This window comes from Cohaesibacter haloalkalitolerans, from assembly GCF_003574655.1.
Taxonomy (GTDB): domain Bacteria; phylum Pseudomonadota; class Alphaproteobacteria; order Rhizobiales; family Cohaesibacteraceae; genus Cohaesibacter; species Cohaesibacter haloalkalitolerans.
Genome location: NZ_QNUM01000001.1, coordinates 786212 through 809531, shown reverse-complemented (window position 1 = coordinate 809531; position 23320 = coordinate 786212). Strand labels below are relative to the sequence as shown.

Genomic DNA, 23320 nt, shown 5'->3' with positions numbered 1-23320 from the left:
TCCGGACAGCGCAATAGAGACAAGGTGTTACGGCTTTTTCCCTCTCGCCTCCCGCAACCGGCCCTGCTCAAACCGCCGCCGGGAGAGAGTATCTCTCTTGGCGGCTGAGTTTCTCTTCGCACACGCAAAATGCAAATTGGCAATAAGACTTATATCTTCCGACCAAATAATTTCGGATAGTTTCGCATACGCACCATAGAATGCGACAGTTCCCACCCATTTTGCTGCACCGCAGCATTGGCCATACAACTGATGAGATCGGGAGGAGCATCAATGACCGATGAACTGCTTGCCCAGGGCACGACCGGCGAGAAAAAGGATCTGTACGAGATTGGCGAGATACCGCCTCTGGGCCATGTGCCAAAGGAAATGGTTGCCTGGACGATCCGCCGCGAACGCCACGGCCCACCGACGAAATCCTTTCAGGTCGAGGTCGTCCCCACCTGGAAACTGGACAGCCACGAGGTGCTGGTGCTGAACATGGCCGCCGGTGTCAACTACAACGGCATCTGGGCCGGTCTTGGTGAGCCGGTCTCGGTGTTCGATGTGCACAAGCAACCCTACCACATCGCCGGATCCGACGCCTCCGGCATCGTCTGGGCCGTCGGGTCGAAGGTCCGCAACTGGAAGGTTGGCGACGAGGTTGTCATCCATTGCAATCAGGACGACGGCGACGACGAGGAATGCAATGGCGGCGACCCGATGTTCTCGCCCACCCAGCGCATCTGGGGCTACGAGACGCCGGACGGCTCCTTTGCCCAGTTTTCCAAGGTGCAGGCCCAACAGTTGATGCCGCGCCCCAGACATCTGACGTGGGAAGAAAGCGCCTGCTACGTGCTGACCCTCGCCACGGCCTACCGCATGATGTTCGGCCACATGCCACACGAGCTGAAACCGGGTCAGAATGTCCTGATCTGGGGAGCCTCGGGAGGCCTTGGCGTGTTCGGTGTGCAGATTGCCGCCGCAGCCGGAGCCAATGCCATCGGCGTCATCTCCGATGAGAGCAAGCGCGATTTCGTCATGAATCTGGGCGCCAAGGGCGTCATCAACCGCAAGGACTTCAGCTGTTGGGGCCAGTTGCCCAAGGTCAACTCCCCCGAATATGCCACATGGTTCAACGAAGTGCGCAGGTTCGGCAAGGCCATCTGGGACATCACGGGCAAGGGCAAGAATGTCGACATGGTGTTCGAGCATCCCGGCGAAGCGACCATCCCTGTCTCGACCTTCGTCGTCAAGCGCGGCGGCATGGTGGTCATCTGCGCTGGCACGTCGGGCTTCAACCTGACCATGGACGCCCGTTATCTCTGGATGCACCAGAAGCGTGTGCAGGGCTCTCACTTTGCCCACCTCAAGCAGGCCATGGCCGCCAACCAGATGGTCATCAACCGTCAGGTCGACCCGTGCATGTCCGATGTCTTCAGCTGGGACCAGATCCCGCATGCACACGAGCTGATGCTGGGCAACAAGCACCAGCCGGGCAACATGTCCTGCCTCGTCAACACCAGCCGAACCGGGCTGAGGACGCTGGAAGAGGCCATTCTGGCAAGCCGTGGCGAATAGGCCGCGCAGAAAAATCGTATCAGATCGAACACAGGTTGGAAAAAAAGACAAAAGCCGGGACAACCCGGCTTTTTCATGCCGCCTCAGGTCCGCTCCCTCACCCTGACAGCAGGGGCTCAGCGGTCGTTGGTCGGCTCATCCGATGACGGCATCGCCGTTTTGTCGTCCGGGCAGGGCCTCGTCATCTGGCTGCGTTGCATCCGTCTGAGGCGGATGATCCAGGCATTCACCTCCGCCCCGTAGAGATAGATCATCGAGATGATTTGTAGGAAGATGAGGGTCGCCACGACACCGGCCAGACCCGCATAGACGCGGGCATATTGGGCAAAGTGGGAGAGATAGTAGGAATAGGCCTCGGCAGTGATCCACCAGAGCAGCAGCGTCGCCAGTGCGCCAGGCCACAGATCCGCCCATTCGGTCATCCGCATCGGCAACCAGCGATGGCTGGCTACCAGAAACAACATCAGAATGGGGATAGCCACCCCAAAGCGGACAACGTTGAAGGTGGCCTGAAAATCCTCGAACCACAAAAAGTGCGGTTTGAGTACATTCCACGCCAGCGGCGCAAAGAACAGCGCCGCCGCCACGACGATCATCACCACCATGGCGCCGAGAATGGCCAGCAGCCCCATCGCCCGCCGCGACAGGATCGAACGCCGCTCATAATAGCCATAGGCGCGGTTGAGCCCTTCACGCAGGCTTTCTACCAGCGATGTGAGGGTGACGAGGAAGATCACAAGGGAAATGGACAAAAGGCTGCTGGCGCGCTCGGCAATCACCGCATCGACATCCGGTTGCAGAATATCGGCAATCGAATCGGGCAACAGCAGCACCAGAAGATCCTGCAGGACCTTACCCAGAGCATCGCCACCGATCCAGACAGAAACCCCGGTCAGCAGCAACAGGAAGGGAAAGATGGAGAGCAGCATCGAGAAGGCAATATTGCTGGCCAATGCAAAACCGTGATTGTCTGAAAACCGCCAGAAAATCCGGATCGGCACCAATACCCATTCCCAAAGACGCGTCATTTCCAGCTTTCCGAAAGGTCCAAAGATCTGCCCCGAGGCCGCATGTCCTCTTTATAGGCCACTGAAGCAAAAATGCAATCAAGCCAGTGTCCGGGAAACAGTCAGCCCGTTCAGTCGGGCATGGCTAGCAGCGCAACCCCGGAACCCGACGAACGACCACCGATGGACATTCTGGCAACAACAGGATAAAGCATATTGTCCTGCCCTAACACCTTCCTCCCACCAACTGGTCCTTGCGACCGCCCAAAGCCTTCAGAGAAACGCCATGTTTTCCCGATCTGCCAACCTCCTTTCAAGACTGGCCCCGCTGCTGTTCGTCGTTCTCTGGTCAACCGGCTTTGTCGGCTCGCGCATGGGAGCGCCTTATTCGGAGCCACTCACCTTCCTCAGCATGCGCTTTGGCGCCGTGCTGGCGCTGCTGCTGGCGATCACCTTCATCCAGAAGGTGCGCTGGCCAAACCCCCGCCAGAGCGCCCACGCCTTCGTTTCAGGTTTCATGATCCACGGCCTCTATCTGACAGGGGTGTTCTGGGCAATCGATGATGGCATGCCTGCGGGCCTGTTTGCGCTGATGACCGGCCTGCAGCCGGTGCTGACCGCCTTCTTTGCCCATCTTCTGCTCAGCGAACGCATCACGCGCAACCATGTCATCGGCTTTGTGCTGGGCCTTGTTGGCATCTGCATGGTGCTGCTACCACGCCTCTCCGGCGGCACCTTCTCCGTGACCCCGATCCAGATCCTTGTTTCTCTTGTTGCCGTGATCAGCATTTCGTTCGGCACCGTCTACCAGAAGCGCTTTGCCGCCAATCTGGACATGCGCACCGCCACCATCTGGCAATATTGTGCCGCACTCCTCTTCTGCGGCGGGCTCAGCCTGTTCACGGAAACCCAGACCATCATCTGGAGCCCGGATTTCATCTTCGCGCTGGTCTGGCTGGTGCTGGTGCTCTCCATTGGCGCCATCTTCCTGTTGCTCTGGCTAATCGAGAAGGGCGCCGTCTCAAACACCGCTTCGCTGTTCTACCTTGTACCAGCGGTGACAGCGACCATCTCCTACCTGCTGTTCGGCGAACCGATCACGCTTTTGCAGGTGCTCGGCATGATTGTCACAGCTCTCGGCGTCATCCTCGCCAGTCGCCGCAAAGCCTGACGCAAGGCTTGCGACAAAAGTCCTGTGCACTGCAACATATCCGACTAACGTCCCCCACACCTTACTCCTTTGGCTTATTGCAAAGAGAGCGGTTGCCCTTCACTGTGCACTGCAACATAGAAGACAATCTGATAGCACCAGCACCCCCGCCGTGCTCCGGACAATGGCAGCCTCCGGCGGGTTCTGAACTTGCCATCAAAGGGGGGAAAACCATGTCCTTGATCATCGAGACCCAACCGATCGCCATCCCTGACACATTGATGTCCGACATGGATGCCGCCGTCGCCCAATGTGAAACCCTGCTCGGGAGCATGGTCGAAAGCGTCTTTGAGAAGGTGTCTGTCGACGGGCGCGTCAAGGCTGATCTTGTCGAGGCCGAACAGCGCCTGACTCACGGCCTTGCCTGGTTTGCCACCTATGTCGAGGCGCTTAAGGAAATGAGCGGCTACAGCACAAGCCTGTTCGCCGAGGGCCGCTTTGGTGAAATGGAATCCCTCGTCACCCGCATTGCCTTTGCCGAATATCTGGCCCAGATCTTCGGAGGCATCCCGATGACCCAGGGCGAGATTGTTCGTCTCGACACCTTCGCCCTGCCTGCCGGGGCCATCGAACAGGCTCGCAGCGAGGCCGTCACCCGACTGATGGCGGAAGGCAACACCAAGGAAATCCGCACTCGCCTCGTCGCGCTGATGGAAGCCGCCGAGGGGGCTGCTTCCTTTGGCGACGCCGGCCTTGACGAAACCATGGAAGCCTTCCGCGACGAAATGAGCCGCTTTGCCGAAAGCGAAGTCACGCCCTACGCCCATGAATGGCACCTCAAGGATGCCTACATTCCGATGGACGTAATCGACAAGATGGCAGAGATGGGTGTTTTCGGGCTGACCATTCCGGAAGAATACGGCGGGTTGGGCCTTGGCAAGGAAAGCATGTGCGTCGTCTCCGAAGCCCTCTCCCGCGCCTTCATTGGCGTCGGCTCTCTGGGCACTCGCTCCGAGATCGCAGCCGAACTGATCCTGTGCGGCGGCACCGAGGAGCAGAAGGAAAAATGGCTACCGCTTATCGCCTCCGGCGAAATTCTGCCCACTGCCGTCTTCACCGAACCGAACACAGGCTCCGACCTTGCCAGCCTCAAGACCCGCGCCACTCTTGACGGCGACACCTACAAGGTGACCGGCAACAAGACCTGGATCACCCATCCGGTGCGAGCCGACCTGATGACCCTGCTGGTGCGCACCAATCCCAAGGAACCAGGCTACAAGGGCCTGTCCATGCTGCTGGCTGAAAAGCCGCGCGGTGACGACGACACCCCGTTCCCGGCCGAAGGCATGGACGGCGGCGAAATCGAGGTTCTCGGCTATCGCGGCATGAAGGAATATGACATCGCCTTCGACAATTTTACAGTCGGCAAGGAAAATCTGCTTGGTGGCGAAGAGGGACAGGGCTTCAAGCAGTTGATGCAGACCTTCGAGGCTGCCCGCATCCAGACCGCCGCCCGCGCCATCGGCGTTGCCCAGAACGCGCTGGATCTGGGGTTGCGCTACGCTCAGGAGCGAGTGCAGTTCGGCAAGTCGCTGATCAACTTCCCGCGTGTCATTGACAAGCTGGCCATGATGGCCGCCGAAATCATGGTCGCCCGCCAGCTCACCTATTATTCCGCCCGCCAGAAGGATCACGACAAGCGCTGCGATCTGGAAGCTGGCATGGCCAAGCTGTTGGGCGCCCGGGTGGCATGGGCAGCTGCCGACAATGCTCTGCAGATCCATGGCGGCAATGGTTTTGCTCTGGAATATGCCATCTCCCGCGTGCTGTGTGACGCCCGCGTGCTCAACATCTTTGAAGGGGCAGGCGAGATTCAGGCTCAGGTGATCGCCCGCCGCCTGCTTGACAGCCGCACATAACGCGAGCGACGTCACTAATTTCCAAGACTGGAGAGGGGAGGCACGCGCCTCCCCTCTTTCTTGTCAAAATAACTGATTTGCGATCCGGCTGGTCCGCCTCTTCACGCCTCCTGCCTTGCCTTTTTCACATCCATGTCACGCCTACACGGTCAAACTGATGAAAGATCTTGATCATGAAGGCCCATGCGCGCTTAACTCGCAGCACTAAGCCAAAAGGAGAAGAGCATGCGTTGGCGCGGCATCAATCACGTGGAACTGTCGGTTCTCGACTATGAAAAATCGATCGCCTTCTATGATCAAATATTTGGCTGGCTCGGCTATAAAAGCTTCTGGACGCTGGACGTCGGCTACCGCTCGACCTATTACATGGCGCGCTTCCCGATGCCGCACAGCTATATCGGCATTCAACCGGCCAAAACCGGCGACAAGGTTGATTTCCCTGCCCGGCCCGTGGGTATTCACCACATTGCGCTCTGGGCCAAAAATCGTCGTGAGGTTGACGACTTCCATAAGGAAGTGCTCGTTCCAAACGCCATTCCCGTGACCGAAGCTCCGGCAGAATATCCCGTCTACGCGCCCGGCTATTACGCGACCTTCTTCAATGATCCGCTGAATGGCATCCATTGGGAGCTGGCCCACATCCCGCGCCTTCCATCCCTCCGGGCCATTCGCAACTGGCGTCAGGCCCTGAAGGCGGAAGAACAGAAGCACCCGGACTGGAAGCATCCCTTCGCAACGGAATCGGTCCGCCAGTTGCCGCAACGCAAACGATAACCACCTGCCGGGGCTTCCCGACATCATCAGCGATTTTTGACATTTCAATGCGAAAGACACCATGACCCAGCGCTCCATTCTCATCACCGGCTGCTCATCAGGCATCGGTCGCCACTGCGCCCTCCGCCTCCATGCCGAGGGCTGGCAGGTTTTTGCCACAGCGCGCAAGACGGAAGATCTGGAGGCGCTGAGAGCAGAAGGCGTTACAGCCATCTACATGGACTATACCGAGCCGCAGTCCATCAAGGCCTGCGTTGAAGCGGTGCTGAACCACACCGGCGGCACGCTGGATGCGCTGTTCAACAACGGCGCCTATGGTCAGGCTGGCGCGGTGGAAGACCTGCCAACCGATATTCTGCGCGCCCAGTTTGAAGCCAACCTGTTCGGCTGGCACGATCTGACCTGTCACATCATTCCTGTGATGCGCAAACAGGGCTATGGCCGCATCATCCATTGCTCCTCGGTGCTGGCTCTCACCGGACTGGCGTTCCGCGGTGCCTATGTCGCCTCCAAATATGCGCTGGAAGGCCTGACAGATACCATGCGTCTGGAAATGCACGGCAGCAACATCTTCATCTCGATGATCGAGCCCGGCCCGATTACCAGTCAGTTCCGGGAAAATGCCCGCCTCAACTTCATCAAGACCATCGACACCGAAAACTCGGTCTACCGCGATCGCTACAAAATACGCCTCAAGGCGATGGAATCGGATGCCCCGGGTCAGTTCGAACTGCCACCTGAAGCGGTCTACAAGAAGCTCGACAGAGCGCTGAATTCCGCCAACCCCAAACCGCGCTACATGGTCACGGTGCCGACCTACATCATGAATGCCATGCGCCGGTTCCTGCCCACCAGAGCGCTTGATGCCTTCCTGCGCTCCTATGGCGATTAAGCTGGCAACCCCGGCCAACATCCCGCAGGTGCTCCCGACCAAAGTTCAGCACTCTCGCCATTTCCCTGCAGCACATGCGCTGATAGTCTCGGCGCAGGCTACCTGCGCCATTCTGCCGCAGGCCTCGTTGCCGGGAGGAGCACATGGCCGCCATATTGCAATTTGCCATACCGATCGCCCTGATCATCGTTGCACTGGTTCTTGTCTTCGGCCTCGTCAACATGATGCGCGGCAAGAACCCGAATCGCTCCCAGACGCTGATGCGCTGGCGGATCATCGCGCAATTTGTCGCCATCCTGCTGATCATGCTGGCGCTCTATGTCATGCGATAGAACCTACTAGGTACAACCTGCTGCTATGGCTGTGACTAAAAAGGCACGGCCATAGGAGAACCGGGATCTCGCGGAAAAATTAAGGAATTTCGTATAGCATCGACCGCAGGGTTGAGCTAAAGATAGGGAAACCATACCTATGTATTGGATGTTTCGCATGAAAAATGCAGCTCTTGTTTCCGCATTGTTGCTTTCCGTTTCCGCAGGCGCGGCTGTCGCTGCCGATTATAACAGCGGATTTTCCTCCCCCGGAAGCCTCGGCTTCCTGAGCGAACTGCGCATGGGCGTCATGTCTCATGACGTTGCGCGTCGTGAGGAAGGCAGCGTTGATCTGCAGGCTGAAGTTCTGTTCAACGCGTTTGGTGATCTTTCCGACGACGCCACCTTCTGGCAGCGCATCATTACCCCGCGCCCGCACCTTGGTGCCTCTGTTAACACCGATGGCAAGACCTCCTACGGTTACGGCGGCTTCAGCTGGCTGTTCCCGGTCTACGGCCCTGTGTTCATCGAAGCCAGCTTCGGCGGCATGGTTCACGATGGCAAACTGGGCAACTCCAGCCCGGATCATGAGCCGCTCGGCACTCGCGCCCTGTTCCGCGAAACCGCATCTCTCGGCTTCGATTATGATCGCATGCGCTTCATGGTCACCGTCGAGCACAGCTCCAATGCCGGTCTTGGCAACTGGAACCACGGCCTGACCAACGTCGGTGCCCGCGTCGGTTACAAATTCTGACGATCAGCCGTCTGTCTGTCCCTGCGGACAATCAGACATCTTGTATCTGATCAGGAACCATTTAAAGTGCGTCTGACATCACATCAGGCGCATTTTTTTGTGCCCAGTCAGCATAACATAAGCAGACGGCACGCTTTCAAGGATGCCCCGACATCGGAAACGGCTCACCGTATGAGGGCGATTGACCGAATCGCCATCTGCGGCATGACCAGAATGGAAACTTTTCAATGGTTCGTCTCAACAAGATCTACACCCGCACCGGCGACAAGGGCACAACAGCACTGGGAACCGGCGAACGCCGCCCCAAGCACGATTTGCGTGTGGAAGCCTATGGCACGGTGGATGAAACCAACTCCATTGTCGGCCTTGCCCGCCTTGAAATGGCCGGTTGCCCGGAGCTTGACCAGATGCTGTCCCAGATCCAGAACGACCTGTTCGATCTGGGAGCGGACCTTTGCACCCCAGATTCGGGCGAACCGCTTGAGTATGAACCCTTGCGCATCATCGAAAGCCAGGTGAAACGCCTTGAGCAGCAGATCGACCAGCTGAATGCCGACCTTCAGCCCCTCAGGAGTTTCATCCTGCCCGGCGGCTCCCGCGCTTCGGCCTATCTGCATTATGCCCGCACGGTTTCCCGTCGTGCCGAACGGCTGGTGACGGCCCTCGCCGCCAGCGACAACGAGCCGGTGACGCCGGAAGCCATCCAGTATCTCAACCGCCTGTCCGACTTCTTCTTTGTCGCCGCCCGCTGGACGAACGACAAGGGGACCGCGGACGTTCTCTGGGTTCCCGGACAGAACCGGTAGGCAGCCACCGAGGGGTTATCAGCAAGCGATCAGTAGCGGGGAGACCGAGGGGCAATGTTCATACCACTCCATGACAGGAACGAGCTTCACTATGTGCGCTGGCAATATGTCACGCTCGGACTTATCCTCCTCAACCTGCTGACCTTTCTGATATCGGGCGGCGGCGAAGAGGGACCGGTGTTCATGGGCTTTGCCATGACCTACGGCCTTATCCCCAGCCAGTTGCTGCCCTCCACGTCCGGTCTGGTCGCCACCACGGATGCCTTCGAATGGACCGATCTGATCACCTATGCCTTCCTGCATGGCGGCTGGATGCATCTCATCGGCAACATGGCCTTCCTGTGGGTGTTCGGCGACAATATCGAGGATGCTATGGGACATGTCCGCTATCTGCTGTTCTATTGCCTCTGCGCCGCCGGGGCCGCGCTGGCTCATGCGCTGGCCAACTGGGGCTCTCCCGTCCCGCTGATCGGCGCGTCCGGCGCAACGGCAGGCATTATCGCCGCCTATCTTCTGCTGCATCCGGATGTCCGGGTGTGGATTCTGATTCTCGGCCGTATTCCCCTGCCGATCCCGGCCATCTATTGCCTCGGGGCGTGGCTGCTGTTGCAGCTTTTCAATTCCCTCACCAGCACAGAGGTCACCGTCGCCTGGTGGGCCCATGTCGGCGGGGCAGTGACCGGGGCCATTCTTATCCCCTTCATGAAGCGAAAATCGGTACCTCTTTTCCAGCGCGCTACGTGAAATTACCCAAACGTAGCAGAGCCATGACAGAAACTCATGCTTCTCAGACGGACGGATTGTTGACAGGCCCAAAAGCTGCCATTACCGTCCTCCCCGATCAGGAACAACTTCACTTAGGCAACTGATATTGGATGGTCTTTTCCAAATCCAGTCAGTTGCAGAACAGCTGTGATCAGACCCTGGCATTTCCTCGTGGTTGAGGAGACGGGTGATGATCGGGCGGGCCTTCAACAGCAGGGGCGGCAAACGGGGCATGAAGACTTCAGATGCTCGAATGAGCCAAAGCCGGCTCCCCTGCACAACGCTCAAGTCAATTGAGCCGGCAAAGCCGGTTCACATGGGAGAATCAATCCATGAAGATCCTCGTACCCGTCAAACGGGTTGTAGATTACAACGTCAAGATCCGCGTCAAGGCCGATGGTTCCGGTGTTGATCTGGCCAATGTCAAAATGTCCATGAACCCGTTTGATGAAATCGCGGTTGAGGAGGCAGTCCGCCTCAAGGAAGCAGGCGTTGCCAGCGAGATCGTTGTTGTGTCGATCGGCGTGCAGCAGGCGCAGGAAACCCTGCGCACGGGCCTCGCCATGGGGGCCGACCGCGCCATCCTGGTCAAGACCGACGAAACCGTCGAACCACTTGGCGTGGCCAAGCTGCTCAAGGCCATTGTCGAGGAAGAAAAGCCCGGCATGGTAATCCTTGGCAAACAGGCCATCGATGACGACGCCAACCAGACCGGCCAGATGCTGTCTGCCCTGCTCGGTTGGGGTCAGGGCGCCTTTGCCTCCTGCATCAAGGTCGAGGGCGATGTCGCCAGGGTCACCCGCGAAATCGACGGCGGCCTGCAGAATGTCGACGTCAAGCTGCCTGCCGTGATGACCGCCGACCTGCGCCTCAACGAGCCACGCTACGCCTCCCTGCCGAACATCATGAAGGCCAAGAAAAAGCCGCTGGACACAAGGGAAGCCGCAGATTTTGGCGTTGACATCGCACCACGCCTTCAGGTGCTCTCAACCGCTGAACCGGAAGCCCGCAAGGCAGGCATCAAGGTTGAAAGCGTCGCCGAACTGGTCGACAAACTGAAAAACGAAGCCGGTGTGCTGTAAGGCAGAGTGAGGAGATAGACTATGACAACCCTACTGATTGCCGAACACAACAATGCGGCCCTGAATGATGCAACCGCCAAGGCCCTGACCGCAGCCCTCGAGCTGGGTGGTGCCGTGGACATTCTCGTTGCTGGCAAGGACTGCGCCAAGGCTGCCGAGGAAGCTGCAAAGCTGAGCGGCGTTGCCAAGGTTCTGGTTGCCGAGAGCGACGCCCTCGGCCACAACATTGCCGAAGCCCTGTCTGCGCAGGTTGTTGCCATCGCAGGCGGCTATGACGCCATCGTTGCCCCGGCCACATCCGTCGGCAAAAACTTCATGCCACGCGTGGCCGCCCTGCTCGACGTCATGCAGCTGTCCGAAGTGACCAAGATCATCGCCGCCGATACCTTCGAGCGCCCGACCTACGCTGGCAACGCTATCCAGACGGTCAAGACCGCCGACAGCAAGAAGGTTCTGACGGTGCGCACCGCCAACTTCGCAGCAGCAGGCGCTGACGGCTCCGCCGCCATCGAAACCATTGCGGCAGCGGATGCCCCGGCAACGACCACCTATGTCAGCGAAGAACTGTCCACCTCCAATCGTCCGGAACTGGCCAGCGCCCGCGTGATCATCGCCGGTGGCCGAGGCCTCGCCTCCGAAGAGCAATTCAACGCCATGCTGACCCCGGTTGCCGACAAGCTGAGCGCAGCCATCGGAGCCTCCCGTGCCGCCGTTGACGCAGGCTATGCCCCGAACGACCTCCAGGTCGGCCAGACCGGCAAGGTCGTCGCCCCGGAACTCTATATTGCGGCTGGCATTTCCGGTGCCATTCAGCATCTGGCTGGCATGAAGGACTCCAAGGTCATCGTTGCCATCAACAAGGATGAGGAAGCCCCGATCTTCCAGGTTGCCGACTATGGCATCGTCGGCGATCTGTTCGACATCCTGCCCGAGCTGGAAAAGGCGCTCTGAGCCACCCTGCCCAATTTCAAGCGGAGAGCTCCCGCTTGCCTGAACCATCCAATCCCGCGCCACCCGGTGCGGGATTTTTCTTTGCAGCAGCCCGCACCATCTCTGCCGCCGGGGTCAGATGCCCATTTATCCCCATCTGACAGGCCCTCGCCTCAGACTTTGATCGAACTTTACCAATAGAGGTGTGTTCTGATCTTCCTGCGCCCATTCTTCCCGTTTATTTGCATTTGCGAAGCATTCAACAATCTGCCAAACTTCCATGGATACAAAAAAGGCTGCTCTGTGGTAAAATCATCCGCCACAAGGCCTTTGAGCAGGGACCATACCAAAGCAGTCGGTGAACAGGGAAATGTCTGAAATCAAGAAGGTCGGGATTATTGGGGCAGGACAGATGGGCAGTGGTATCGCCCATGTCTGCGGCCTGTCCGGTTATGATGTGCTTCTGAACGATATCAATCAGGAAAGACTGGATCTGGCCATCGCCGAAATTGCAGGTAATCTGGACCGCCAGATCGCCAAGGGGCGGATTTCCGAGGGGCAGAAACAGGCCGCCCTGTCGAGAATTACACCAACCCTTGATCTGCAGACCATGTCCGATGTCGATCTGGTCATCGAAGCCGTCACGGAACATGAGGAGACCAAACGCAAGGTCCTGTCCGCCGTCACGCCCTTCCTGAAGCCCGAAGCGTTGATCGCTTCCAACAGCTCCTCCTATTCGATCACCCGTCTGGCCGCCGCCACCGACAGGGCCGAACAGTTCATCGGCATGCATTTCATGCGGCCGGTACCGGTCATGAAGCTGATCGAGCTGGTACGGGGCATTGCGACGGACGAGAAGACCTTTCGGGAATCGGAGCGATTTGTCGAGAGCCTTGGCAAAACGGTTGCCGTCTCCGAGGACTTTCCGGCCTTCATGGTCAACCGCATTCTGCTGCCAATGATCAACGAGGCCATCTACACCCTTTATGAAGGGGTCGGCACCGTGGATGCCATCGACACCGCCATGCGCCTTGGGGCCAACCATCCGATGGGGCCGCTGGAACTGGCCGATTTCATCGGGCTGGATACCTGCCTCTCCATCATGCAGGTGCTCTACGATGGTCTGGCGGACAGCAAATACCGCCCCTGCCCCTTGCTGGTCAAATATGTCGAAGCTGGCTGGCTCGGTCGCAAGACCCATCGCGGCTTCTACGATTATCGCGGCGAGGTTCCGATCCCGACCCGCTGATCAGGCAGATAGCAACCGCGACCACCATTCAGAAAGCCGATCACACCATGGGATCGGCTTTTTCTTTGGCCCGATGCATCCGGCAAAACAGACACACGGAGACACAATAAAATATCAGGAGACATGTTTTTAACGCCAGCTTAACCCTGCCTTAAACAAACGGCTGCACAATGAACGGATCTTTGGGAAACCAGAACCTGTTGTGGGGAGAAAGCATCCATGTCCAACGTCGCTTCACTTGGTGCCGCCGTGGCCTACACCAATGCTGCCCAGACAAGCATGGATCTGGGCTCGACCCTGATGAAAATGGCCCATAACGCCGACAGCAACATGGCCAACATGCTTGACACACTTGTCCAGAAAAGCATGCAGAATGACGGCGCAGCTCCGGCTGGAATGGGCCAGTCCGTCGACATCAAGGCCTAATTCCACCACACAACCACAGTCATGCTCGCAGCATCCGGCGCAGGATGTTTTCCGCGCCTGCATCAGAGGGGTTAATCCCCGATCGCCGCACTCACGAGTGCCTTCGCCTCGTCAGACGCCCAGGCTGCAGGACCTGCCATATGCGCCAGCGAACAGCCATCCTTGTCGATCAGCACGGTAGACGGCATGCCGAACGCCATGCCCTTTGAGCGCAGGGCCGGGAAGATTTCCATCTTTTCATCGTAATAGAGCGTCAGATGCTTGATGCCGATCTCGTCGAAGAAAGCGCGCGGCTTGCCCGGTGCCTTGCGGTCAAGATTGACAGTTACCACCTCGAAGTCATCGCCGCCGAGGGTCGCCTGCAGTTCATCCAGGTCCGGCATTTCCTGACGGCAGGGCGCGCACCAGGTCGCCCAGATGTTGAGAAGCAGCGTCTTGCCCTTGAAATCTGAAAGCGACACCGCGCTGCCATCCTCGCGCTTGAAGGCGAGAGCGTTGAAGTCCACCGGATGGCCCTTGGTCTGCAACGCCGCCACATTCCCCTTGATCAGCGGATCGATGGCCGTGATCTTATCACTGGCCTCTGGGCAGGCTTCTGCTGCAACCGCAGGCAAAGCGGCAAGGCCAAGCATCAGAAGCGACAGAGCAGAGCTGAAAACCCTGAAAGAGGCAGTGAACGACGACATAAATCTTTTCCCTTCCGATGTCATTTGTCCTACAGGTGCGATAAATCATCACTCCTGATCGGGAGTGGTCGGCATTTTCTAAGTAAAGGCGCTGACAGCCCAGACTTGTTATGGCATAAAGCAGCACGACTTACCGATCTGATCAATGGACTAAGCATCATGAGCAATAAAATGTGGGGCGGCCGCTTCTCCGAAGGACCGGACGCCATTATGGAAGAAATCAATGCTTCCATCGGTTTCGACCAAAAACTCTATTCCCAGGACATTGCCGGATCCAAGGCGCATGTGCGCATGCTCGCCGCCCAGGGCATTGTTGCTGCTGATGATGCCAAAGCCATCGAAGATGGTCTAGACACAATCAAGGGAGAAATTGAGGCGGGCAGCTTCACTTTTTCGCGTGCGCTGGAAGACATTCATATGAATGTGGAAAGCCGCCTTGCCGATCTCATCGGCCCGAAGGCCGGTCGCCTGCACACGGCCCGTTCGCGCAATGACCAGGTGGCCACCGATTTCCGCCTCTGGGTGCGCGACACCCTCGACACCCTCGACGTCCAGCTTCTCGAACTGCAGCTTGCCTTTGTCGCCAAGGCAGACGAGTTCGCCAGCGCCGTCATGCCCGGCTTCACCCATTTGCAGAGTGCCCAGCCGGTAACCTTCGGTCATCACATGATGGCTTATGTGGAAATGCTCGCCCGCGACCGTGGCCGGGTTCAGGATGCCCGTCAGCGCATGAACGAGTGCCCGCTCGGCTCAGCCGCTCTTGCCGGCACCTCCTTCCCGATCGATCGTCACATGACAGCCAAGGCGCTCGGCTTCGACCGCCCGACGGCCAACTCGCTCGATGGCGTCTCTGACCGCGACTTCGCGCTGGAAGCCCTGTCGTCGGCCTCCATCTGCGCCATGCATCTGTCCCGCTTTGCCGAAGAGCTGGTCATCTGGTCCTCGGCCCAGTTCCGCTTCGTCAAGCTTTCCGACAAATTCTCCACCGGCTCGTCGATCATGCCGCAAAAGCGCAACCCCGATGCCGCCGAGCTGGTGCGCGCAAAATCAGGCCGCATCATCGGCGATCTCAATGCCCTGCTGATCGTCATGAAGGGTCTGCCGCTGGCCTATTCCAAGGACATGCAGGAAGACAAGGAGCAGGTGTTTGACGCCCTGCAGAACCTGTCGCTCTGCATCGCGGCCATGACCGGCATGGTCAAGGACCTCGAGCCGAACCTCAAGGAACTGAAGAAGGCCGCAGGCTCGGGCTATTCCACCGCCACCGATCTGGCCGACTGGCTCGTGCGCACGCTGGGCATGCCGTTCCGCAACGCCCACCATGTCACCGGCAGCCTCGTCGCCATGGCCGCCGAGCGCAGCATCGAGCTGCACAAGCTGAGCCTTGAAGACATGCAGACGGTCGAGCCGACCATCACCGAGGACGTCTTCTCGGTGCTGTCAGTTGACAAATCGGTCCGCAGCCGCACCTGTTATGGCGGCACGGCACCGGTCAATGTCAAAAAACAGGCAAAGAGCTGGCTGAAAAAGCTTGAAAAAGAAAAAGCAGCCAAGCAATAGTCAACAAAAGGGCACAAGGCCGGTCCAAAACCTGAACCGGCCAGCCCGATGACGAGCCCGATGGCGCTGTTGTTGGTGCCACCATCTGTACCATGCGAAGAAAAGGGATATCCAGCGATGGCTCATGACATGTTTTCAAAATCCGTCGTCAAAACCACCGCGACAGGCCTTATCGCACTGGCCATGATGGCGAGTCTCAGCGCCTGCGGCGTGCGCGGCCCGCTCAAACCTCCCTCACCCAACACCAATGCTCAGACAGAGATCAACGATCCAGTTGCCGGTGAAGGCACCATGGACGGCGCGACCAAAGAAGCGACGCCGACCAAGAAACCCGATGACGGCTTCATCCTTGATCCCCTGCTCTGAAGCAATGCTCTGAAGCTCTTTCCCGATTGACAGGCCTTAGAGGCCCTGCCCCCATTCCTCGGCCCCATCCGTCACCGCTGTCGGAGCGTCTGAGGCCGAATAGAAGAGATCGTCATGCACTATTTCGATTATGTCGACGGCGTCATGCATGCTGAAGGCGTTCCCCTCACGGAGATCGCCAAAGAGGTCGGCACCCCGTTCTATGTCTACTCCACGGCAACACTGGAGCGTCACTACAAGGTGTTCTCCCAGGCATTCGGTGATGTCGATTCCCTGCTTTGCTATGCCATGAAGGCCAACTCCAATCAGGCGGTACTGAAGGTTCTGGCCCGTCTTGGGGCTGGTGCTGACGTTGTCTCCGAAGGTGAAATGCGCCGGGCGCTGGCCGCTGGCATTCCTGCCTCGAAGATCCTTTTCTCCGGCGTTGGCAAGACCCGCCACGAGTTGACCTTTGCTCTGGAACAGGACATTCTCTGCTTCAACGTCGAATCCGAACCGGAACTGGAGCATCTGAGCCGCATCGCCACCGAGCTCGGCAAGGAAGCGCGGATTTCCCTCCGGATCAACCCGGACGTCGACGCCAAGACCCACGCCAAGATCGCCACTGGCAAGTCGGAGAACAAGTTCGGCATTCCATGGAAGCGCGCCCGCGCAGTCTACAAGCATGCCCAGAGCCTTCCGGGCATCAAGGTGACCGGCATCGACATGCATATCGGCAGCCAGATCACCCATCTTGAGCCATTCGATATGGCCTTTGCCCGTCTTGAGGAGCTGGTCACCCAGCTGCGCGAAGACGGCATCGCCATCGACCATGTGGATCTGGGTGGCGGTCTGGGCATTCCCTACCAGACGACGCAAACCCCGCCGCCGCTGCCGCGCGACTATGCCGAGATGGTCAAGAAGCACGTCAAAAATCTTGACTGCAAGGTCTATTACGAGCCCGGCCGCCTGATTGCAGGCAACGCCGGTGTGCTGGTAACCGAGGTCATCTATCGCAAGGAAGGCGAGGGCAAGACCTTCGTCATCGTTGACGGTGCCATGAACGACCTCATCCGGCCAACCCTCTATGAAGCCTGGCATGACGCCCTGCCCGTTCGGGAACCGTCCTACGACACCCCGGTTTCCACCGTCGATATCGTCGGTCCGGTTTGCGAAACCGGCGACTTTCTGGCCCAGGATCGTCCGTTGCCGAAAATGGACTCCGGCGACCTCATCGCCATCATGTCGGCTGGTGCCTACGGTGCCGTGCAGTCCTGCACCTACAACAGCCGCCTGCTCGTGCCAGAAGTTCTGGTCAGCGGCGACAAGTGGCAGGTGATCCGCGCCCGCAAGAGCTATGACGATCTCATCGCTCTGGACACCGTGCCCGACTGGCTGGAAGACTGAGCCTTCCACGGCAACCACCGCACAAAAACAAAGGGATGGCAATTGCCATCCCTTTTGCTTTGGTCATCTTGTCAGACGAACCGGCCTATCCATACATCGCATGTGTCATCGACACGGGACCGAGCGCAACATCACCAGACAGGGCTTCCCTGACAGCGCGGCGGATCTCGGCCAGCGAGAACGGTTTGGAGACAACATCATGCACGATGGTAGCAAGGCCCTCGCCACGTTCGCGCTGATCCGCATAACCGGTCATCATCAGAATTGTCATTTCGGGCCAACTGCCCGCGGCCGACTTGGCCAGTTCTATCCCATCCATCTCTGGCATGCGGATATCAGTCAGGAGCAAATCAAAGGACCCTTTATGCTCGACCAGAAGGTCCAGCGCATCCGTACCGTCTTCGGCCGTTTTGACGTCATGTCCGTCCATCATCAATGCCCGTTGCACAAACATACGGACCCCGTCGTCATCTTCGGTCAGAAGAATTCGGGCCATAACCCTACCCCCAGATACTCTTTTTAATCACACCAAGATCTTTTGCCGATCTTGCAGCTCCCATTTGACAGCCAAAAGGTTTACCAAAAGCGAAAGCGGGCATGAAAATTGAGCAGGAAGGCGAATTTTCACATCAGTTTGATGACAAAAACGGGGTCGCCAAAAAATGCCTGTGTTTTGTAGGGCACCGTTAACCAGCTGAAATATAAACGTAAAATTTTATTCAAGATAGCCTACAAATGGCACCTCGCGATAGGAGTGCGCCTTGTCCATGCCATAGCCGACGACGAACTTGTCCGGGCACTCAAACCCGACATATTCAGCCTTCAGATCGACCACCCGCTTGCCCGGTTTATCAAGCAGAACAGCGATATCGGTGCGGTTGGCGCCCCGCTCCTGCAACAGGCTCTTGGCGAAGGCCAGCGTGCGTCCGGACTCCAGAATGTCGTCAACCAGCAGCACATCGCGCCCCTTGACGATCACCTCGATGTCACGCACCACCTTCACATTGCCGGAGGACTTGGTGCCGGAGCCATAGCTCGACAAGGACATGAATTCCACCTCAAGCGGCACCCCGGCCCGGTAGAGCGCCCGCAACAGATCTGCCGCGAAAACGAAACTCCCCTTCAAGACTGCAATGACGAGCAGATTCTTGTAGTCCGCTTTGGCGATGGCGTTGGCCAGTTCCTGATTGCGGCTGGCGAGTGTCGCCTCGTCATAGAGGACTTCGATGGTATCAGTCATGAATTTTCCGGCTTCCCTTCGGGTCGAAGGCGCTTGGCAGCCTTGCCCGGTCTGACTATTCGTTGAACACGCGAAGCTTGAGATATCTTGCCTGTGCTGGTGCAGCAACCGACGTCGTGATCTGCTTGCGTTCTCCCGGCCCCAGACCCACATGATCCGGGCCGATGGTCCATGAATAAAGCGCCAGACGCTCCTTGCCAAGAACGGAAAACTCCACAGACGGAAGAATCACAGGTTCAGTCCCCGAATTGACCAGTTCGGTCTCGATGGACAGCACCGGCGAACCCGCCTTCTGCTCAAGCCGGACGTCGACCATGTCGATATCAACGCCGACCGTGTTCACTGTTGTCCCGAACAGGGAATAGAGCGACGCCAGATCCGGTATGCGCTTGACCCAGTAGTGTGGTGAGCTGAACAGCCCGGCGATAATCAGCAGGCTCGCCGCCAGCGCGCCACCACCGATCATCCATTCCTTGTTGAGAGACCCCTGCCGTGGCCCGCTGCTGCCCTTCTTCGCACCAGAACGCTTCCGGCGCTGCCTGCGGCGCGCACTCGTCTCGATGTCGGAACTCCGCGCAGCCTGCTTCTGCGCTTCAAAGGCAGCCGCGTCAATAAGATCTACGACCGGCGACTTGAAATCTTCTCCACCATCGCCCGTAACGACGAAGGGGCTGGAGGCATTGCCCTTTGTGCTGTCGGCCTCCATGTCAGCGGCACCCGCCCCTGACGCAGTGTCCGATGCGGGGTCTGATGTTGGTTTTGGAGCGGCGTCCGGCGCATCCGCCTTCTTGTCAGGCTTTCTGTCTGACTTCGGAGCTGGCGCATCAAACAGGGCGTCGATATCGTCCTGACTCTGTTCCTCACCACCACCGGAAGGGCTGTCGAACAGCGCGTCAATATCGTCCTGGCTCTGCTCCTTGCCACCGCTGGAGGGGCTATCGAACAGCGCGTCGATATCGTCCTGGCTCTGCTCCTTGCCACCGCCGGAAGGACTGTCGAACAGCGCGTCGATATCGTCCTGGCTCTGCTCCTTGCCACCACCGGAAGGGCTATCGAACAGCGCGTCGATATCATCCTGGCTCTGTTCCTTGCCACCGCCGGAAGGGCTGTCGAACAGCGCGTCAATGTCATCCTGACTCTGTTCCTTGCCACCACCGGAAGGACTGTCGAACAGCGCGTCGATGTCATCCTGACTCTGTTCCTTGCCAGCATCAGGCTCAGCTGCTGCAGGCTCCGGTTTTGGCTCCGGTTTTCGCTGGGGTTCCGGTTCAGGCTGGGGTTCCGCATGCCAGGTCTTGCCGCAACTGGAGCAGCGCACAGACCGCCCTTCGGCGCCGATATAATCATCGGGGACCTGATAGCTTGTCGCACAGTTTGGGCAGGTTATCTTCATCGGCGCTTCATTGCTGCAAAAGAATGCTGTAAAAGGGGACCCCGCGAAGACATGCGTCACGCGCAGCCCGACACCGGGTCAGGCATTGAAAGTCATCGAATCATCCACAACATAGGATATCAGCCATTAAGGCTTTGCCAAGCCCCGCTCAAAGATCAATCATACTGTTCATAAATCGGGTGAATCGGGGCACCAAATCATGCAAGCTGCAAACGAACGACCGGAAGGAAGATACCATTGATTCGCTTTGAGAATGTTGGTCTGCGTTACGGAATGGGGCAGGAAGTGTTGCGCGATGTGTCTTTTCACATCCCGCCAAACTCTTTCCAGTTTCTCTCCGGTCCTTCGGGGGCAGGCAAGACTTCTCTGCTCAAGCTGATGTTTCTTTCGCTCAAGCCGAACCGCGGCCTGATCAAGGTTTTCGGCAAGGATACCGCCCGGCTCGACCATGATGAACTGTCCCGACTGCGCCGGCAGATCGGCTTTGTCTTTCAGGAATTCCGCCTGCTCAACCATCTGACAACCTTCGAGAATGTGGCGTTGCCGCTACGGGTCAAGGGCCTGTCGGAACAGAACTATCGCACAGACGTTGCCGAGCTGTTGCAATGGGTCGGCCTTGGCCATCGCATGCATGTCTATCCCCCCGTCATGTCCGGCGGGGAGAAGCAGCGCGCCGCCATTGCCCGTGCCCTGATTTCGCGCCCCAAGCTGCTGCTGGCGGACGAGCCGACCGGTAACGTCGACCCGATCCTTGCCCGCCGCCTGCTGCGCCTGTTCGTCGAGCTGCACAGATCCGGCACGTCCATCGTCATCGCCACCCACGATACTGGCCTGATGGACCAGATCGAGGCTCGCCGCATCGTGTTGAACGATGGCGCCCTCTATATTTACGACTAGGAAGGAGAAGATCATGGCCAGACATCCGACAGACCGCGATGGAAGCGATGGCATCCATGCTCCGATGCCTTCCGGCATGCCTCGCATCGGGCCCAATCTCTCCCCCGTAGGCAAGGAACCCTTCGAGCCGCAGCAGAACGCCGGAAACAGGGCCTCCGACCCCGACTTCACTGCCATGTCTCAAGACGGCTCCGAGAGTGCCAATGATGGCCCCCGGCCCATGAGGCCGGATAGTCCGCAGGGCAAGAAGAAAAAGCCGCGGTCCCGCCGGTTCCAGAAACTGAAACCGCCTCGTCGCCTGACCCCGCAATTCAGCTTTTCCGACAAGAAGCCCGGCCCGATCGTGCCCAAGGGCACCATCGCCGGTCATGCCCTTGTGCTGGTGATCGCCATCATGAGCTTCCTTGCCGCCCTAACTGTGGCTGCCGTTTCGATCATTTCCGATGCCACGCGCGACTGGCAATCGGACATCAGCCGCGGTGCGACCATCCAGATCCGCCAGATCGAAGGTGTCGACATGGAGGGGGAACTGGCAAAGGCCATCGGCATCGCCCGCCAGACCCGGGGCATTTCCAGCGCCACCGCTCTCACCTCCAGCGAATCCAACGCATTGCTCGAACCGTGGCTTGGCCTCGACATCACCTTTGACGATCTGCCGGTGCCCCGTCTCATCGAATTGACCATCGATGATCCGTCCAATGTCGATTTCGACAGTCTCAGCAAGGCATTGCAGGAGCAGGTGCCCGGCGCCATCCTCGACAACCACCGCTTCTGGGTGGAACGGCTGCGATCGATGGCCGAGACGGCGATCTTCATTGGCTTCACCATCATGCTGCTGGTGATCACGGCAACGGTCCTGACAGTCGTCTTCGCGACCCGGTCGGCGATGGCGGGCAACAAGGAAACCATCGAGGTGCTGCATTTCGTCGGCGCCAGCAACAAGTTCATTGCCGGTGAGTTCCAGCGCAAATTCTTCACGCTCGGCTTTCAGGGTGCTCTGGCCGGTGGCGGCGTGGCGGTGATCTCCTTCCTCATCATCCAGCTGTTGTTGCGGGCACAGGAAGGCTCGGCCGCTCTCGACCAGATGCAGGCCCTGCTCGGCGTCGTACAACTGGGCACCAACGCCTACCTTGGCACCTTCGCCCTCATTGTGCTGATTGCCGTATTCACCGCAATCACGACAAGATTGACCGTTATGAATACGTTGAAAAAGCTGTCGTAAGAGCAATTTGCCTCGACAGCAGGCGCCCGAATGTCGATAAGACCAATAAACAGAAACTGTGCGGACCCGGAATGCCTCTTCGTAACACCACCCCAGGATCAGCTCTCGGAAGAGCGCTGTTTGCTGTGGTCCTAGCGACCCTTCTGGGTCTGTGTGTTCTGACAGCAGGCTGGGTCTTCTTCGTGGGCTATTCCCTGACCGCCCACGAGACCACACCGCGCAATGCCGATGCCATCGTGGTGGTTACTGGCGGGGCTGGTCGGCTGGAACGGGCCATCCAGCTTCTCAAGGAAGGCAAGGGGCACAAGCTGCTGATTTCCGGCGTCCACTACAGGAACACCGACCGGACGATGTTCGCCCGCTTCGACCTGCCCGATGACGTCATCAATTGCTGTGTCGATCTCGACCGGGAAGCGCTCAACACCGTTGCCAACGCCACCCAGACGGCACTCTGGGCAAGGGAAAATGCCTTCAAGAGCCTGATCATCGTCACCAGCGCCTATCACATGCCCCGCACTCTGCTGGAAATGCGCAGGGCTGCCCCCGAGGTGGACTTCCAGAGCGATCTGGTCGCCGGGCCAGCGGACAAGCCCCTGCTCTCGCGCCTGTCCAACTGGAACACGCTGCATCTGCTGACCAAGGAATATTTCAAGCTGCTCGCCTCGGTGCTGCATGGCACCACGGAACGCCTCCTGAGTCACCGCCGCGCCCCTGCGCCCGTCCCGACAGGGCCGGAAACATGAGGCTGCACAGAACAGTCTAGCCGAAGGTGCATCTTCCCTCTCCCGCCCGCGCCAATGATGCCACTGGACAGTACCGGGGAATTCATTGATAAATGACCCAGAATGGCCGCCCTCGCGATACCCCGCCGGGCGCCCATGTTACTGATGGCAACTGCGTGCCAGCCGATCTCTGCAACTGGAAAGACCGGCCCGGCACTTCGAG

24 protein-coding genes are annotated in these 23320 nt (G+C 58.6%); 19 read left to right on the top strand and 5 right to left on the bottom strand.

What is annotated here, in order from left to right; translation table 11 throughout:
- The first annotated feature begins 273 nt into the window (after positions 1 to 273).
- Positions 274 to 1560: a crotonyl-CoA carboxylase/reductase gene (ccrA, locus tag DSL70_RS03485; protein WP_119306465.1), complete on the top strand. Its 1287-nt coding sequence runs from the start codon at positions 274 to 276 to the stop codon at positions 1558 to 1560.
- 116 nt (positions 1561 to 1676) lie between these two features.
- Here the strand turns inward: ccrA and DSL70_RS03480 are convergent, their stop codons facing one another.
- Positions 1677 to 2588, bottom strand: coding sequence for a YihY/virulence factor BrkB family protein (locus DSL70_RS03480; RefSeq protein WP_119306464.1), 912 nt, complete (start codon positions 2586 to 2588; stop codon positions 1677 to 1679).
- A 265-nt stretch (positions 2589 to 2853) separates the two neighbouring features.
- Here DSL70_RS03480 and DSL70_RS03475 point away from each other — a divergent pair, with 265 nt between their 5' ends.
- From DSL70_RS03475 to DSL70_RS03420, 12 genes are all read left to right on the top strand, one after another.
- Positions 2854 to 3738, top strand: a complete 885-nt coding sequence (locus DSL70_RS03475; protein WP_119306463.1) for a DMT family transporter — start codon at positions 2854 to 2856, stop codon at positions 3736 to 3738.
- A 212-nt stretch (positions 3739 to 3950) separates the two neighbouring features.
- The gene (locus DSL70_RS03470) at positions 3951 to 5636 is read left to right on the top strand and encodes an acyl-CoA dehydrogenase family protein (RefSeq protein ID WP_425359329.1); all 1686 of its coding nucleotides are present in this window, start codon (positions 3951 to 3953) and stop codon (positions 5634 to 5636) included.
- 225 nt (positions 5637 to 5861) lie between these two features.
- Entirely contained in the window at positions 5862 to 6410 is a 549-nt protein-coding gene (locus DSL70_RS03465) for a VOC family protein (RefSeq protein ID WP_119306462.1), read from the top strand.
- Between the two features lie 61 nt (positions 6411 to 6471).
- Entirely contained in the window at positions 6472 to 7302 is an 831-nt protein-coding gene (locus tag DSL70_RS03460; protein WP_119306461.1) for an SDR family oxidoreductase, read from the top strand.
- A 143-nt stretch (positions 7303 to 7445) separates the two neighbouring features.
- Positions 7446 to 7634: a twin transmembrane helix small protein gene (locus DSL70_RS03455; protein WP_119306460.1), complete on the top strand. Its 189-nt coding sequence runs from the start codon at positions 7446 to 7448 to the stop codon at positions 7632 to 7634.
- A gap of 157 nt (positions 7635 to 7791) precedes the next feature.
- On the top strand, positions 7792 to 8367 hold the full coding sequence (locus DSL70_RS03450; RefSeq protein ID WP_162916310.1) for an acyloxyacyl hydrolase: 576 nt from the start codon (positions 7792 to 7794) through the stop codon (positions 8365 to 8367).
- Positions 8368 to 8594: 227 nt separating this feature from the next.
- Positions 8595 to 9173, top strand: coding sequence for a cob(I)yrinic acid a,c-diamide adenosyltransferase (locus DSL70_RS03445; RefSeq protein WP_119306458.1), 579 nt, complete (start codon positions 8595 to 8597; stop codon positions 9171 to 9173).
- 54 nt (positions 9174 to 9227) lie between these two features.
- Entirely contained in the window at positions 9228 to 9917 is a 690-nt protein-coding gene (locus DSL70_RS03440) for a rhomboid family intramembrane serine protease (protein ID WP_119306457.1), read from the top strand.
- A 353-nt stretch (positions 9918 to 10270) separates the two neighbouring features.
- A complete protein-coding gene (locus tag DSL70_RS03435) occupies positions 10271 to 11020 on the top strand; it encodes an electron transfer flavoprotein subunit beta/FixA family protein (protein ID WP_119306456.1) in 750 nt (249 codons plus the stop codon).
- A 21-nt stretch (positions 11021 to 11041) separates the two neighbouring features.
- Positions 11042 to 11971, top strand: a complete 930-nt coding sequence (locus tag DSL70_RS03430) for an electron transfer flavoprotein subunit alpha/FixB family protein (RefSeq protein WP_119306455.1) — start codon at positions 11042 to 11044, stop codon at positions 11969 to 11971.
- Between the two features lie 349 nt (positions 11972 to 12320).
- On the top strand, positions 12321 to 13199 hold the full coding sequence (locus DSL70_RS03425; protein WP_119306454.1) for a 3-hydroxybutyryl-CoA dehydrogenase: 879 nt from the start codon (positions 12321 to 12323) through the stop codon (positions 13197 to 13199).
- Between the two features lie 219 nt (positions 13200 to 13418).
- Positions 13419 to 13625 (top strand): hypothetical protein, encoded by a 207-nt coding sequence (locus tag DSL70_RS03420; RefSeq protein ID WP_119306453.1) that lies wholly within the window; start codon positions 13419 to 13421, stop codon positions 13623 to 13625.
- A 71-nt stretch (positions 13626 to 13696) separates the two neighbouring features.
- Here DSL70_RS03420 and tlpA read toward each other — a convergent pair whose 3' ends face one another.
- The gene (tlpA, locus tag DSL70_RS03415) at positions 13697 to 14311 is read right to left on the bottom strand and encodes a thiol:disulfide interchange protein TlpA (protein ID WP_245418078.1); all 615 of its coding nucleotides are present in this window, start codon (positions 14309 to 14311) and stop codon (positions 13697 to 13699) included.
- Positions 14312 to 14470: 159 nt separating this feature from the next.
- Between tlpA and argH the strand changes: the two genes are divergently transcribed.
- The 3 genes from argH to lysA all read left to right on the top strand — a co-directional run bounded on the left by argH (position 14471) and on the right by lysA (position 17623).
- The gene (gene argH / locus DSL70_RS03410) at positions 14471 to 15871 is read left to right on the top strand and encodes an argininosuccinate lyase (RefSeq protein ID WP_119306452.1); all 1401 of its coding nucleotides are present in this window, start codon (positions 14471 to 14473) and stop codon (positions 15869 to 15871) included.
- A gap of 117 nt (positions 15872 to 15988) precedes the next feature.
- Positions 15989 to 16237: an LPS translocon maturation chaperone LptM gene (gene lptM, locus DSL70_RS03405; protein WP_119306451.1), complete on the top strand. Its 249-nt coding sequence runs from the start codon at positions 15989 to 15991 to the stop codon at positions 16235 to 16237.
- 114 nt (positions 16238 to 16351) lie between these two features.
- Positions 16352 to 17623 carry a diaminopimelate decarboxylase gene (gene lysA, locus DSL70_RS03400; protein WP_119306450.1) on the top strand — a complete coding sequence of 424 codons (1272 nt, stop codon included), beginning with the start codon at positions 16352 to 16354 and terminating at the stop codon, positions 17621 to 17623.
- An 85-nt stretch (positions 17624 to 17708) separates the two neighbouring features.
- Here the strand turns inward: lysA and DSL70_RS03395 are convergent, their stop codons facing one another.
- From DSL70_RS03395 to DSL70_RS03385, 3 genes are all read right to left on the bottom strand, one after another.
- Positions 17709 to 18119, bottom strand: coding sequence for a response regulator (locus DSL70_RS03395; RefSeq protein ID WP_119306449.1), 411 nt, complete (start codon positions 18117 to 18119; stop codon positions 17709 to 17711).
- Positions 18120 to 18338: 219 nt separating this feature from the next.
- Entirely contained in the window at positions 18339 to 18863 is a 525-nt protein-coding gene (gene hpt / locus DSL70_RS03390; RefSeq protein ID WP_119306448.1) for a hypoxanthine phosphoribosyltransferase, read from the bottom strand.
- 55 nt (positions 18864 to 18918) lie between these two features.
- The gene (locus DSL70_RS03385) at positions 18919 to 20256 is read right to left on the bottom strand and encodes an MJ0042-type zinc finger domain-containing protein (protein ID WP_119306447.1); all 1338 of its coding nucleotides are present in this window, start codon (positions 20254 to 20256) and stop codon (positions 18919 to 18921) included.
- Positions 20257 to 20493: 237 nt separating this feature from the next.
- Between DSL70_RS03385 and ftsE the strand changes: the two genes are divergently transcribed.
- The 3 genes from ftsE to DSL70_RS03370 all read left to right on the top strand — a co-directional run bounded on the left by ftsE (position 20494) and on the right by DSL70_RS03370 (position 23118).
- Complete coding sequence (gene ftsE, locus DSL70_RS03380; RefSeq protein WP_119306446.1) at positions 20494 to 21153, top strand: cell division ATP-binding protein FtsE; 660 nt, start codon at positions 20494 to 20496, stop codon at positions 21151 to 21153.
- A 13-nt stretch (positions 21154 to 21166) separates the two neighbouring features.
- A complete protein-coding gene (locus tag DSL70_RS03375) occupies positions 21167 to 22375 on the top strand; it encodes a cell division protein FtsX (RefSeq protein ID WP_245418077.1) in 1209 nt (402 codons plus the stop codon).
- Positions 22376 to 22500: 125 nt separating this feature from the next.
- A complete protein-coding gene (locus DSL70_RS03370) occupies positions 22501 to 23118 on the top strand; it encodes a YdcF family protein (RefSeq protein ID WP_162916309.1) in 618 nt (205 codons plus the stop codon).
- Positions 23119 to 23320: the final 202 nt, after the last annotated feature.

Excerpts from the sequence above, each read along its gene's own strand:
- DSL70_RS03420 (WP_119306453.1), top strand. The coding sequence starts at position 13,419 with ATGTCCAACGTCGCTTCACTTGGTGCCGCCGTGGCCTACACCAATGCT.
- DSL70_RS03470 (WP_425359329.1), top strand. The coding sequence starts at position 3,951 with ATGTCCTTGATCATCGAGACCCAACCGATCGCCATCCCTGACACATTG.
- DSL70_RS03440 (WP_119306457.1), top strand. The coding sequence starts at position 9,228 with ATGTTCATACCACTCCATGACAGGAACGAGCTTCACTATGTGCGCTGG.
- DSL70_RS03460 (WP_119306461.1), top strand. The coding sequence starts at position 6,472 with ATGACCCAGCGCTCCATTCTCATCACCGGCTGCTCATCAGGCATCGGT.
- lptM (WP_119306451.1), top strand. The coding sequence starts at position 15,989 with ATGGCTCATGACATGTTTTCAAAATCCGTCGTCAAAACCACCGCGACA.
- ccrA (WP_119306465.1), top strand. The coding sequence starts at position 274 with ATGACCGATGAACTGCTTGCCCAGGGCACGACCGGCGAGAAAAAGGAT.
- DSL70_RS03425 (WP_119306454.1), top strand. The coding sequence starts at position 12,321 with ATGTCTGAAATCAAGAAGGTCGGGATTATTGGGGCAGGACAGATGGGC.
- hpt (WP_119306448.1), bottom strand. The coding sequence starts at position 18,863 with ATGACTGATACCATCGAAGTCCTCTATGACGAGGCGACACTCGCCAGC.
- DSL70_RS03430 (WP_119306455.1), top strand. The coding sequence starts at position 11,042 with ATGACAACCCTACTGATTGCCGAACACAACAATGCGGCCCTGAATGAT.
- DSL70_RS03455 (WP_119306460.1), top strand. The coding sequence starts at position 7,446 with ATGGCCGCCATATTGCAATTTGCCATACCGATCGCCCTGATCATCGTT.
- DSL70_RS03480 (WP_119306464.1), bottom strand. The coding sequence starts at position 2,588 with ATGACGCGTCTTTGGGAATGGGTATTGGTGCCGATCCGGATTTTCTGG.
- lysA (WP_119306450.1), top strand. The coding sequence starts at position 16,352 with ATGCACTATTTCGATTATGTCGACGGCGTCATGCATGCTGAAGGCGTT.
- tlpA (WP_245418078.1), bottom strand. The coding sequence starts at position 14,311 with ATGTCGTCGTTCACTGCCTCTTTCAGGGTTTTCAGCTCTGCTCTGTCG.
- DSL70_RS03445 (WP_119306458.1), top strand. The coding sequence starts at position 8,595 with ATGGTTCGTCTCAACAAGATCTACACCCGCACCGGCGACAAGGGCACA.
- argH (WP_119306452.1), top strand. The coding sequence starts at position 14,471 with ATGAGCAATAAAATGTGGGGCGGCCGCTTCTCCGAAGGACCGGACGCC.
- DSL70_RS03395 (WP_119306449.1), bottom strand. The coding sequence starts at position 18,119 with ATGGCCCGAATTCTTCTGACCGAAGATGACGACGGGGTCCGTATGTTT.
- DSL70_RS03475 (WP_119306463.1), top strand. The coding sequence starts at position 2,854 with ATGTTTTCCCGATCTGCCAACCTCCTTTCAAGACTGGCCCCGCTGCTG.
- DSL70_RS03450 (WP_162916310.1), top strand. The coding sequence starts at position 7,792 with ATGAAAAATGCAGCTCTTGTTTCCGCATTGTTGCTTTCCGTTTCCGCA.
- DSL70_RS03375 (WP_245418077.1), top strand. The coding sequence starts at position 21,167 with ATGGCCAGACATCCGACAGACCGCGATGGAAGCGATGGCATCCATGCT.
- DSL70_RS03465 (WP_119306462.1), top strand. The coding sequence starts at position 5,862 with ATGCGTTGGCGCGGCATCAATCACGTGGAACTGTCGGTTCTCGACTAT.
- DSL70_RS03435 (WP_119306456.1), top strand. The coding sequence starts at position 10,271 with ATGAAGATCCTCGTACCCGTCAAACGGGTTGTAGATTACAACGTCAAG.
- DSL70_RS03385 (WP_119306447.1), bottom strand. The coding sequence starts at position 20,256 with ATGAAGATAACCTGCCCAAACTGTGCGACAAGCTATCAGGTCCCCGAT.